This window comes from Micromonospora sp. LA-10 (genome assembly GCF_051853095.1).
Lineage (GTDB): Bacteria > Actinomycetota > Actinomycetes > Mycobacteriales > Micromonosporaceae > Micromonospora > Micromonospora echinospora_A.
In genome coordinates, this window is sequence record NZ_CP195710.1 from 1,486,584 (window position 1) to 1,498,657 (window position 12,074).

A 12,074-nucleotide genomic window follows, 5' to 3' on the forward strand; every position below is an offset into this window, starting at 1 on the left:
AATGGTGGCAGACGCGCCGCCGGGACGCGAGCGCGCTCTAGGCTGCTGCCGTGATCTACAAGATTCTCTCCGACGACGAGTGGGCGGGGGCACGGGCCGCCGGGCGGTTCACCGGCACCGCGATGGACCGGCAGGACGGCTACGTCCACCTCTCCGCCGCCGACCAGGTGGTGGAGACGGCCCGCCGGGTCTTCGCCGGGGTCACCGGCCTTACCCTGCTCGCGGTGGACGAGGCGCGGCTCGGCGACGCGCTGCGCTGGGAGGTGTCCCGCGGCGGCGCGCTGTTCCCGCACCTGTACGCCGCGCTGCCGGTGGACGCGGTGGTCGCCGCGCATCCGCTGCCGGCCGACCGGCCCGCCGCCGACGCGGTGGCCGAACTGCTCGGGTGAGCGCTCGTTATGCTGCGTCGAGCCCGCCCGACGGCGCGACGCGCCCTGCCACGATGCGAGTTGAGATGACTGACAGCAACGACCGGTCCGCCTCCGTCTTCGTCCACCCGACGGCCGACGTGGAGGACGGCGCCAAGGTCGGCGACGGCACCAAGGTCTGGCACCTGGCGCACATCCGGTCGAGCGCACAGGTCGGCGCCGGCTGCGTGATCGGCCGCAACGTCTACGTCGACGCGGGCGTCACGGTGGGCGACCTCGTGAAGATCCAGAACAACGTCTCGGTCTACCAGGGCGTGACCCTCGAGGACGAGGTGTTCGTGGGCCCCTGCGCGGTGTTCACGAACGACTTCCGCCCGCGCGCCCAGAATCCGGACTGGACGATCACCCCGACGCTGGTCCGCCGCGGCGCGTCGATCGGCGCGAACGCCACGCTCGTCTGCGGCATCGAGGTGGGCGAGTACGCGATGATCGCGGCCGGTTCGGTGGTGACCCGCGACGTCAAGCCGTACCAGCTGGTGGCCGGCAACCCGGCCCGGCCGAAGGGCTGGGTCGACGCCAAGGGCGAGGTCGTCTCCCGCGACGTCGACAACCCGCCGCACCAGGGCTGAACAGACGACGAGGGGCGACGACCACGCCGGTCGTCGCCCCTCGTCGTGGGTACGTCTCAGCCGCAGAGCCGGCCGATCTCGTCCCGGAAGCGGTCCATCGGGTTCGACCCGGCGGGGCCGAGCAGGTACTCCTTCAGCTCCCGTCGCGCCCCGGTCAACGGGTCGTCGCCGGCCCGGGTCACGTCGAGGATCTTCGCCAGCTCGCCGCAGTCCGCGGAGAGCAGGTACGCCGCCCGCGCGGTCGGGAACTGCCGGCGGAACTCGTCCTCGGGCAGGCCGGCCGGGTTCGCCACCACGTACGGCCGCTCACTCTGCACGAAGTCGGAGACCACGCTGGACACGTCGCTGACCAGCAGGTCGGTGACGTTGAAGCAGTCGAACAGGGCCGGGGTGCGGCCGGTGACCACCAGGTGCGCGGTCCCGTCCAGCGAGGACGGGTCGGTGTCGCCACCGGCCGCCTTGATCCGGCCCACGATCCGCTCGTGCACGGCCCGTGCCTTCGCCGACCGGCTGCCGGTCAGCGGGTGCGGCTTGTAGATCACCCGTACGTCCCCGGCGGCGAGCAGGCCGGAGACGATCCGCTCCCCCATCAGCACCAGCGAGGTGTGGTACGGGTCGTCGTCGAGCCAGCCCTCCCAGGTGGGCGCGTAGAGCGCGGTGAAACGGTGGTCGGCGGCGCCGGAGCCGAACGTGTGCACCCCGGCGAGCTGCGGCCGGCCGACCTCCACGATGTCGCGGTCCAGCACGCCGACGTCGGCGCGCGCGTACCGCTCCCGCCCGGCCGGCCCGGCCACCCACACCTCGTCGTACACCTTGCTGTACGGGTTCACGCTCGCCTGCTTGTCGCTGTCGCCGTGACCGACGAAGACGTGCTTGACGCCCGGCTCGCGCAGCAGGTGGATGTTGGCGCCGACGTTCGCGGCGTACAGGGCCACGCGTAGCGAGCTGAGGTCGAGGTTCATGAAGTCGACGCCGGCCGGTACGCAGACCACCGGCAGCCGGGTGTCGGCGAGCTGCTCGAACGCGTCCGCGGCGCGCAGCAGCACCACTGCGCGGCGGCCGGTCGCCTCGACCGGCGCGAGCCACATGTTGGCCTGGTAGACGTCCTTGGCCGGGCCGGCGAAGTAGAGCGCGACCTCGGGCTGTTCCCGGGCGAGCCAGTCGTGCACGGCCGGCAGCACGCCCGGCTGGCTGCCCCGGCCGCGCAGCGCGGTCAGCGCCAGCACCACGGCGGTGAGCAGGCCGACAGCGAGCGTCACCATCCCGGTGACGACCACCGGGGTGACCTGGTCGAGCGCGGCGGCGACCACCGCCGCGGGCACCAGCAGCACGTTGAGCAGCGGCATGTTCAGCCCGGCCAGCCGCCGCGCCCAGCCCGGTGGCACCGGGACGCGGCGCAGCGCGCCGAGGTCGATGTTGCGGGTGTACGCCGGGGGGTCCACCCGCCCGTCGATCACCTTGGTGACCGCGTTCGTGGCGACCGCCACGGTCCAGAGCGCGGCGGGCAGCAGCAGCACCGCGATCGTGCCGGCTACGCCGGGACGGGCCGAGACGACCACCAGCAGGACCACCGACAGGTCCCGCACCAGCCGCCGGAAGGTCTCGCCGAGACCGGCCTTGTCGAGCAGTTCGGCGGTCGGAGTGTGCCGCCCGGCCAGGGCCAGCTCACCGGCGATGGCGACCACGGCGGCCACCGCGAACGGCACCACCAGGCCGAGTACTCCGGAGAGGACCATGACCGCGTAGCCGAGGAGCGTCGCGCCCACCGCGGCGAGACCCTGCTGGCTGCGAATTCTGCTCAACAACGACACGCTCCCTGTCTGCCCCGACGTCGGCCAGGTTCGATTCGGACCGCTGCGACCCTAAACGGGTCACATGACACAAGTATTGCCGGGGTGTCCGGCAGGTGAACGGCGGACGCCGATCCGCTGGTGGCGACACGCGACGGGCCCCGGCCGTGATCACGGCCGGGGCCCGGTACGCGCGTGTGCGGTCAGCCTCCGATGACCACCCGGCGCACGCCGGTCCAGCGCGCCGGGTCGGTGACCCGCCGGCCGTCGACGAGCACCCTCACGCCGGGCAGGTCGGCCGGGGACAGCGTGCGGTACTCCGCGTGGTCGGCCTGGATCACCGCGGCGCCGAGCGCCTCGCCGTCGTAGCCGGGCAGGCCGTGCGCGGCCAGCTCCTCGTTGCTGTACATCGGGTCCGAGACGTACGGCACCGCGCCCCGGCGGCGCAGCGCGTCGACGGTCGGGAAGACGCCGGAGAAGGCGGTCTCCTTGACGCCACCGCGGTAGGCGGCGCCGAGCACCAGCACGCCGACCCCGGTCAGGTCGCCGTACGCGGCGGCGAGCAGGTCGACCGCGTACTCCGGCATGGCCGCGTTGGCCTCGCGGGCCGAACGCACCACAGTGGCGGCCGGGTCGTTCCACAGGTACATCCGCGGGTAGATCGGGATGCAGTGGCCGCCGACCGCGATGCCCGGCGAGTGGATGTGGCTGTACGGCTGCGTGTTGCACGCCTCGATGACCTTGGTGACGTCCACGCCGACGGTGTCGGCGAAGCGGGCGAACTGGTTCGCCAGGCCGATGTTCACGTCCCGGTAGGTCGTCTCGGCGAGCTTGGCCAGCTCGGACGCCTCGGCCGAGCCGAGGTCCCACACGCCGTTGGGGCGGTCCAGGTCGGGCCGCTCGTCGAAGTCGAGCACCGCCTCGTAGAACCGGACGCCGTGCGCGGCCGACGTCTCGTCGATGCCGCCGACCAGCTTCGGGTAGCGGCGCAGGTCGGCGAAGACCCGGCCGGTGAGCACCCGCTCGGGGCTGAACACCAGGTGGAAGTCGGTGCCGGCGGTGAGGCCGGAACCCTCGGCGAGCATCGGCGCCCAGCGGTCGCGGGTGGTGCCGACCGGCAGCGTGGTCTCGTAGCTGACCAGCGTGCCCGGCTTCAGCCCACGGGCGATGGCCCGGGTGGCGTCGTCCATCCAGCCGAAGTCCGGCACGCCGTCGGCGTCCACGAACAGGGGCACGACCACGACGACCGCCTCCGACTCGGCGACCGCGGCGGCGGTGTCGGTGGTGGCCGACAGCAGGCCGGCGGCGACCGTCTCCTTCAGCTTGACGTCCAGGTCGGCCTCGCCCGGGAAGGGCACCGCGCCGTCGTTCACCAGCTGGACGACCCGCTCGGAGACGTCGGCGCCGATCACCCGGTGCCCCTTCGACGCGAACTGCACGGCCAGCGGCAGACCGATCTTGCCGAGCGCGACGACGCAGATGTTCATGAACTACTTTCCTCCTCGGGGGAGCCGGCGCCGAAGACGGGCCGCGACCCGGCGAAGCGTCACCGGCCAGACGGTGAACGCCAAGTGACCTTTGTGGTTGTTGTTGATCGTGACCAGATGCAGTCGGGTGCCGTCGCGGTACACCACCCGGTGGATCAGCGGCGGCCGGAACCCCCGCACCGGGACGGCGGCGCTGTCGGCCACCCGGACCCGGACCGCCCGGGTCGTTCCCGCCGGGCCGAGGTCGGCCGCCAGATCCTGGAGCCGGAACGTGGCCTCCACTGTCGTGCCCATCGGGTCGGCGGGCAGCAGCCGCACCGCGGCGTCCGCCTCACCCACCCGCACCGACATGTCCCCGCCGACCAGGTCCGCGAGATCCGGCCGGGGACTGCGGGCGAAGATCTGCACCCGCCGGTCGCCGTCGGGCCCGGTCACCGAGCGTACCGAAACGGCGGTCAGGGCGGCGAGCCAACGGCTCGCGGCCGGCTCCAACTCGTACCATTCGTCACTCAGGCCACCCGCCTCGCCGAAGCCCGGGAACGCGGCGAACCAGCGCTGGTCGCGGACCACTGTCGAGGGCAGGCCGTCGGTCGCGGTCAGCCGGATGATCGCCAGCAGGTCCTCCGGCCGGCCGTACGCCGCAGTGCCGACGAGCACCCGGGTGGCCGCGTCGAGCCGGGCGCGGACGCCGTCGGTGAGGTACTCCCGGACCAGCTTGCCGACCCGCGCCCGGACCTGCTCCCGGGTCTCGGCGTCGAGCGTGAGGTAGTCGGGGCGGAACAGCTTCGCGATCTCCCAGGCGAAGTGGCGCCGCAGCACCGCGTCGCGCCGCTGGCCCGGCTCCACCATGTCGGCCACGAACCGGACGATGCGCTCCACGCACTCCAGCCGGGCGAGGTGGTCGCTGCGGTAGGTGATGTTCGTGGAGTTGAGCCGCTTGACCGCGAAGTAGTAGTCGTAGTCGGCGAGCACGGAGATGCGGGCGGCCCGCAGGCACGCCTCCAACGTGAACGGCTGGTCGCTGCCGACCGCCATGTCCTCCGGGAAGCGCAGGTGGTGACGCTCGATCAGGTCCCGCCGGAACAGCTTCGTGTTCGACAGCGAGAACGGCAGCGGCGAGTCGAACAGGTCGATGTCGGAGCGGGTGCGGTCGTAGATCTCCTGGTGCACGTATCGCTTGTTCACGCCGACCATGCGGCCGAGCACCACGTCCGATTCCCAGCGGTCGGCCGCCGTCACCAGCCGCTCCAGCGCCTCGCGGCCCAGGTGGTCGTCCGCCCCGATGAAGAACACGTACCGGCCGGTGGCCAGGTCGAGCGCCCGGTTGCTGGGCGCGGCCGGGCCGCCGGAGTTGGGCTGGTGCACCACGGTGAGCACCGAGGGGTACGCCGCCGCGAACCGGTCCAGCTCCGCGCCGCTGCCGTCGGTGGAGCCGTCGTCGACCGCGACGATCTGCAGCCGGTCGTGCCCGATCGTCTGGTTGATCAGCGATTCGAGGCAGGTGGTGAGGTCCGGCATGGTGTTGTACACCGCGACGACGACCGTGACGTCCGGTCGGCTCACCGCCCGGCCGCCGTCCGGGCCGAGTTGTCGATCGTGACGGCGCCCCCTGCCGCGGCTGCCGCCCTCAGGTCTGCCGCAGAGATCGCCCCGTCAGAACCCATGCCCGTCCGTCTCCGTGTCAACCAGCGTCGCACGTGCGACCCGAGCGAGTGTACGACAAGCGCTGCGCGGGAGGTCGATGCCCGGCCGCGCCGGGAACCGGTGTCGCCGTTGCTACCCTGCACCCGGCTCCGGGCGGGCGCTCCCGCCGGTTCCGGAGCCGGTCGCCGACGCCCCGGAACGCCGACGCCGGGGGCGAAGATCACTCGGACAGGACCACGCATGACCGCACCGACGCGCGGCAAACAGCCGCCCGCGGAGACGGTTTCCCAGCACCGGGCCTCCTTCGGGCACCGGCTGGCGACCGCCTTCCGCAACGCCCTGCCCGCGCTCGTCGGCTACGCCGCCGTCCGTACGGTCGGGCTGGTCACGCTCTGGCTCTGGGCCCGCGCCACCGGGGACCGTCCGGCCGCGCTGCTCACCGGGTCCGACGGCGTGTGGTACCTGCGGATCGCGCGCGACGGCTACGACGGCTACGCCCGGGTCCAGAGCGACATGGCCTTCTTCCCGCTCTACCCACGGCTGGTCGGGGCGCTGGAGCCGTTGACCCCGCTCGGCGCGCGCGCCACCGCGCTTGCGGTCGCCGCGTTGGCCGCGCTCGCCGCCGCGTGGGGCCTGTTCGCCGTCGGCGAGCGGCTGTACGACCGGCGCGTCGGCATCCTGCTCGCCGTGCTGTGGGGCGTGCTGCCGCACAGCATCGTGCAGAACATGAGCTACAGCGAGGGGATCTTCACCGCGTTCGCCGCCTGGTCCCTGTACGCGCTGCTGCGGCGCTCGTGGCTCACCGCCGCCGTGCTCAGCCTGTGCGCCGGGCTGACCCGGCCGACCGGTTCCGCGCTGCTCGCCGTGGTCTGTCTCGCGGCGCTGATCGCGGCGCTGCGCCGCCGCGACGGCTGGCGCCCGTGGGCCGCGCTGGTGATCGCCCCGGCCGGCTGGGTCGGATACCTGGCCTGGGTCGGCCGGCAGACCGGGCGGCCGGACGGCTGGTTCCACATCCAGGACGCCGGCTGGGGCACCACCTTCGACTTCGGCGCCGACACGGTCCGGGTGGCGCAGCGCGTGCTGGCGCAGCCCACGGCGCTGACCATGTACGTGGTGACGCTCGTGGTGCTGATCGCGCTGGCGCTGTTCGTGCTCAGCGCCCTCGACAAGCAGCCCTGGCAGCTCCTGCTCTACAGCGGCCTCATCCTGCTCACCACGCTCGGCGCGGCCGGCTACTACCACGCGAAGGCGCGCTTCCTGCTGCCCGCGTTCCCGCTCCTGCTCCCAGTCGCCGTCGCGCTGGCCCGGGCCGGCTGGGCCCGGGCCGTCACCGTGCTGACCCCGCTGCTGATCGTCTCCGCCTACTTCGGCGGCTACGTCCTGATCATCTGGAACCGGTCGCCGTGAGGCGCCCGGTCAGCTGCTGAACGGCCGCACGTCCCAGAGCCACACGTCGTCGACCTGGCGGCCCGGCCCGTACAGGGCGTCGAGCACCGCGCGCAGGTCGGCCTGCCGGCGGTGCTTCGGCAGCGCCACCGCGTCCGCCCGCCAGTAACGGGCGTCGGCGCGGGCCTGGTCGACCTCGGCCGGGGTCACCGCGGTGCCGCGCTTGCCCTCGGCGACCAGCGTGAGCAGCTTCGCCGTCGGCTGCGGCTCGACGCCCCACCGCCCGGTCGGGTCGTCCTTCGACGTGGGGGCGAGGAAGTAGCCCTGCGGGACCGCGAACTCGGCCAGCGCCGCCGAACCCCAGTAGACCGAGGTCATGTTCGCCACCGGCACCGGCACCAGGGTGCGGCCGGGGGCCACGTGGTCACGCCAGGTGCCGGCGGTGACGAAGTCCGGCACCGCGGGGCGGCCCTGGGCCGGCAGCGGGGTGGGCAGGATCGGCACCAGCGCGGCAGCCACCGCGACCACAGCGATCCGGGCCGGCAGCCGGTCCCCGGCACGCGAGTGCCGCGCCGCCCGGTCCAGGGCCAGCGCCAGCAGGACACCCACGGCCATGGTGGTGATGAACCCGAAGCGCGCCACCACCACGGCGTCGAAGACCGGCAGGTGCTGCAGCAGCGCGAACGGCGCCGGGATCGTGGTCCGCTCGGTGCCCCAGGTCCAGGTGGTGCCCATCGACAGCAGCGCGCACACCACGGCGACCAGGGTCAGCACCCGGACGGTGACCTCCTTGCGCAGCCACCACGCGGCGGCGACCGCCACCACCACCAGCGACCAGCCGAAGAAGCTGACCTGCTCGGTCGTGTTCGGGCCCCACCCGCCGGCGCTGGTCGGGCTGCCGGCGATCGACTCGGTCGCGTAGCGGACGTAGGAGCCGAGCTTCAGGGCGTAGACGTCGGGGCCGCCGGGGTGCCCCATCCGGTGCTGCGGCCCGAAGAACTGCATCCACAACGGGTACGCGGTGACGACAGCGACCAGCGCTCCGGCCACGCCGAGCCCGCCCAGCAGCCGGGGGGCACGCCGCAACGCGACCCTCGGCGCCACCGCGAGGTGTGCCAGGACGGCGAGCAGGCAGCCGAGCGCGAGCAGGAAGAGGATCTCCACGCTGATGAAGAACTGTGCCGCGATCAGCGCGCCGAGCACCAGCCCGTCCCGCACCGGGCGGCCGCCCCGGGCCAGCGCCAGCACGCGCCAGCCGATGAGCGGCACCAGCCACTGCGCGGTCATGTGCGGGTGCCCGTTGCTGTGCGACACCAGCGCCGGCGCGAACGCGCAGAACAGGCCGCCGACGAACGCGGCGACGCGGGACCGTACGACGTGCCGGGACAGCACGTAATACCAGGCGTAGCCGGTGCCGACCAGGTTGAGCGTCATCAGCAGCACGTACGCCGTCGGGGCGCCGAACAGCAGCGTCACCGGCGACAGCAGGATCCCGGGCAGCTGCATGCCGACGTTCGTCATCAGGTTCACGCCGTCGGGGGCGTTCTGCGCGGTGGTGAAGAACGGGTTCTCCAGGTGCCGGACCGCGTGCGCCGCGTACGCCAGCATCCACTCGTTGAACCCCTGGTCGTCCGGGCGGCTGCCGAGCAGGCGCCCGTCCGGGTTGCGCCACCCGCGGGCGGTCACCAGCAGCGCCCAGGCCAGGTAGACCGCCGCGACCACGGCGTCCCACCGGCTCCACCGCCGGGCCGGCCGCTCGCCGGTCCCGTCGCCGGTCCCGGTCGCGCCGTCGGTCCCGGTCGCGCCGTCGGTCCCGGTCGCGCCGTCGGTCCCGGTCGCGCCGTCGTCGATCGTCGCGGTCTCCGCCGGCTCCGGCGCCCGGCTCACCGCCGTGTCGCCGGGCGAACTGTCGCCGGGAGTGGCCGCAGCGGGGTCGGTGGGACGGGTGTCCGGAACGGTCATGAGGCAGGAGTTTACGGCTGCGCGGCGTCGCCGCCCGGTACCCCCCGGGCCGCCCGCCCGGCGCGTCTCCACGGCCTGGTCAGCGCCGCGTCGAGCGCCGCCACCGCCAGCACCGCCAGGCTGATCCGCAGGTAGATGGCCTCCTGGATGCCGAACCGGCTGTACTCGCCGGCGGACAGCATGAGACTGGCGAGCACGCTGGCCAGGCTCACCACCACGCCGAGCACGCCGGCCAGGACGAGCCACCGCCGCCGGCGGACCGCGCCGGTGAGCACGCACGCCAGCACTGTCGCCACGACGGCACCGGCGAGCAGCGGCAGCACCAGGCCGCGCCGCGGGTACCAGACCTTCTCGACCGCCTCCGGCAGCATCGACACCGGCCGGCCGTACGTGTGCAACTCGGTGCTGCCCAGCGCCATCGGCAGGATCCGACCGACCATGATCTCGCGGTAGTGATCCGGCTCGGCCACCGCGTACCGGAAGCCGATGGCCATCTCGTGCTCATCGGCCCACCGCTGCAGTTCGGGGCAGTTCGCGTACGCCTCGGAGAACTTGCGGACGTTCCACCGCCGGACCAGGCTCGGGTCCTCGATCGCCACGCACCGCGGCATGCCGAGCTCGCGGTGGTAGACCTGCCGCATCTCCGGGTCGCGCTGCACCTCGACCATCAGCCGGTAGAGGAACGTCTCGTCGGTCTGCGAGCGGCCCGACGCGCTCCACTTGGCGAACGTCTCGTCGGTGGGACCGAGCAGCGCCGCGTTCCAGCCCAGCCCGGCGCAGATCGCGACCAGCGCCACCACCGCCGCCCAGCGATGCGGGCGCCTGCGCCACGCCAGCACCGCCAGCACCGCCGGCACCAGCGCGATGAACAGCAGCATGTCCTGCCGGACGAACATCCACCACACGGTGACCACGACCGTCGCGGCGAGCAGCGGCCACGACCGCCGGCGCACCCAGAGCACCAGCAGGCCGAACGCGAGCAGGCCGAGGCTGATGGACAGCGACTCGGCGGTCAGCGTGTGGTCCCACACGTAGACCGCCCGGGTCAGCGCCAGCGTGAACAGCGCGACCCCGGCGCAGACCCGGGCGGTCGTGCTGCGCAGCATCGTCCAGAGCGCGAGCACGAGCACCACCCACGCCGCGGTGCTGATCAGGGCCTGCGCCCACGCGCGGGCGGGATCGCTGCCGGCGAGCGTGTAGAGCAGCGGGGTGCCCCACAGGCGCGGCGCGTGCCCGGTGAAGGAGAGCGTCGCCGTCGGGTTCGGCCCGTCGAGCAGCCCGGCGTACGACCGGGTGTCGAAGGTGCGGAACGCCTCGGCCCGCGCGGCGATGCTCAGCCGCGCGGCGACGAACGCGACGACCAGGCCCGCGAGCACGAGCTGCGCGGGGCGCGGGCGGGACCGCGGCCGCCGGGAGGCGGGCGGCTCAGCCGGCTCCTGCGGGCGCTCTTGAACGACCGACGACTCGACCATGACGGGATTTCCTCGCGCTCGTGCCGGCCTTGTCGGCGTCCAGAAGCGGAATGCCCCGATGTTAGCCTGGATCGCCCGCGTGGGGGTTCCCCTCACCGGCCGGCACAGCCGGTTCCGCGGGGCGCCCACTGTCGCCGCCCCGGTCGGACGGACAGACAATCGGAGGGATCACCCACATGAAGGTCGTCAGCATCGTTGGCGCCCGGCCCCAGCTGGTCAAACTCGCACCGATCGCCGCGGCGTTCGCCGCCACGGAGCACGAGCACGTCATCGTGCACACCGGGCAGCACTACGACGCCGACCTCTCCGACGTCTTCTTCTCCGGGCTCGGCATCCCCGACCCGGACGTGCACCTGGGCATCGGGTCCGGCAGCCACGGCGTGCAGACCGGCAAGACGCTGGCCGCCCTCGACCCGGTGCTCGCGGCCGAACGACCCGACTGGGTCCTGGTGTACGGCGACACCAACTCGACGCTGGCCGGCGCGCTGTCCGCGGTGAAGATGCACCTGCCGGTGGCCCACCTGGAGGCGGGGCTGCGTTCGTTCAACCGCCGGATGCCGGAGGAGCACAACCGGGTCCTCACCGACCACTGCGCCGACCTGCTGCTGGCGCCCACCGAGGAGGCGGTGCGCCACCTGTCCGCCGAGGGCCTGGCCGCGCGTTCGGTGCTGGTCGGCGACGTGATGGTCGACGTGTGCCTGCGTGTGCGCGACGCCGTGCTGGCCGGTGACCAGCCGCGCCCCGAGCTGCCGGCCGGCATCGACCCGGACGCCCCGTACCTGCTGGCCACGCTGCACCGGGCGGAGAACACCGACGACCCGGCGCGGCTGGCCGCGCTGGTCGGCGCGCTCGCCGAGCTGCCGGTGCCGGTCGCCCTGCTGGCGCACCCGCGCCTGCTGGCCCGGGCCGAGGAGCACGGCATCAAGCTGGGCGGCGGCGCGCTGCACGTGGGCCGGCCGCTGCCGTACGGCGGCATGGTCGCCGCGGTGCTCGGCTCCGTCGGTGTGGTGACCGACTCGGGCGGCCTGCAGAAGGAGGCGTACCTGCTGGACCGGCCCTGCACCACGCTGCGCCCGGAGACGGAATGGGTGGAGACGCTCGCCGACGACTGGAACCGGCTGGTGCCGGACCCGTCGGCGCTGGGCGACGCCGGCTGGGTGCAGACCGCCACCCGGGCCCGGCCGGCCGCCCCGCGAGGCAACCCGTACGGTGACGGCCGCGCGGCCGAGAACGTGGTCCGGGTGCTCGCCGAGCACGCCCGCTGAATCGGATCGGCCCGCCGGGCGCCGTCGCGATCGACGGTGTCCGGCGGGCCGTTTTCCGGTAGTGCCGCGGG

At 73.5% G+C, this 12,074-nt stretch carries 9 protein-coding genes; 4 read left to right on the plus strand and 5 right to left on the minus strand.

Annotated features, from left to right (window positions below):
• The first annotated feature begins 50 nt into the window (after nucleotides 1-50).
• Nucleotides 51-389, plus strand: coding sequence for a DUF952 domain-containing protein (locus ACSDG8_RS06935; RefSeq protein ID WP_073827482.1), 339 nt, complete (start codon nucleotides 51-53; stop codon nucleotides 387-389).
• Between the two features lie 65 nt (nucleotides 390-454).
• Nucleotides 455-997 carry an acyltransferase gene (locus ACSDG8_RS06940; protein ID WP_116509583.1) on the plus strand — a complete coding sequence of 181 codons (543 nt, stop codon included), beginning with the start codon at nucleotides 455-457 and terminating at the stop codon, nucleotides 995-997.
• 56 nt (nucleotides 998-1,053) lie between these two features.
• Here the strand turns inward: ACSDG8_RS06940 and ACSDG8_RS06945 are convergent, their stop codons facing one another.
• The 3 genes from ACSDG8_RS06945 to ACSDG8_RS06955 form a co-directional block, all read right to left on the minus strand.
• Nucleotides 1,054-2,802: a CDP-glycerol glycerophosphotransferase family protein gene (locus ACSDG8_RS06945; protein WP_210894986.1), complete on the minus strand. Its 1,749-nt coding sequence runs from the start codon at nucleotides 2,800-2,802 to the stop codon at nucleotides 1,054-1,056.
• A 188-nt stretch (nucleotides 2,803-2,990) separates the two neighbouring features.
• Nucleotides 2,991-4,274 carry a nucleotide sugar dehydrogenase gene (locus ACSDG8_RS06950; RefSeq protein WP_210894987.1) on the minus strand — a complete coding sequence of 428 codons (1,284 nt, stop codon included), beginning with the start codon at nucleotides 4,272-4,274 and terminating at the stop codon, nucleotides 2,991-2,993.
• A gap of 3 nt (nucleotides 4,275-4,277) precedes the next feature.
• The gene (locus tag ACSDG8_RS06955; RefSeq protein WP_210894988.1) at nucleotides 4,278-5,837 is read right to left on the minus strand and encodes a glycosyltransferase; all 1,560 of its coding nucleotides are present in this window, start codon (nucleotides 5,835-5,837) and stop codon (nucleotides 4,278-4,280) included.
• A 321-nt stretch (nucleotides 5,838-6,158) separates the two neighbouring features.
• Between ACSDG8_RS06955 and ACSDG8_RS06960 the strand changes: the two genes are divergently transcribed.
• Nucleotides 6,159-7,325 (plus strand): hypothetical protein, encoded by a 1,167-nt coding sequence (locus ACSDG8_RS06960; RefSeq protein ID WP_247688255.1) that lies wholly within the window; start codon nucleotides 6,159-6,161, stop codon nucleotides 7,323-7,325.
• 9 nt (nucleotides 7,326-7,334) lie between these two features.
• Here ACSDG8_RS06960 and ACSDG8_RS06965 read toward each other — a convergent pair whose 3' ends face one another.
• Both ACSDG8_RS06965 and ACSDG8_RS06970 read right to left on the minus strand, forming a co-directional pair.
• Nucleotides 7,335-9,266: a hypothetical protein gene (locus tag ACSDG8_RS06965; protein ID WP_210894989.1), complete on the minus strand. Its 1,932-nt coding sequence runs from the start codon at nucleotides 9,264-9,266 to the stop codon at nucleotides 7,335-7,337.
• A gap of 11 nt (nucleotides 9,267-9,277) precedes the next feature.
• Nucleotides 9,278-10,738 carry a hypothetical protein gene (locus tag ACSDG8_RS06970; protein WP_210894990.1) on the minus strand — a complete coding sequence of 487 codons (1,461 nt, stop codon included), beginning with the start codon at nucleotides 10,736-10,738 and terminating at the stop codon, nucleotides 9,278-9,280.
• Nucleotides 10,739-10,914: 176 nt separating this feature from the next.
• Between ACSDG8_RS06970 and wecB the strand changes: the two genes are divergently transcribed.
• Nucleotides 10,915-12,003: a non-hydrolyzing UDP-N-acetylglucosamine 2-epimerase gene (gene wecB, locus ACSDG8_RS06975; RefSeq protein WP_210894991.1), complete on the plus strand. Its 1,089-nt coding sequence runs from the start codon at nucleotides 10,915-10,917 to the stop codon at nucleotides 12,001-12,003.
• Nucleotides 12,004-12,074: the final 71 nt, after the last annotated feature.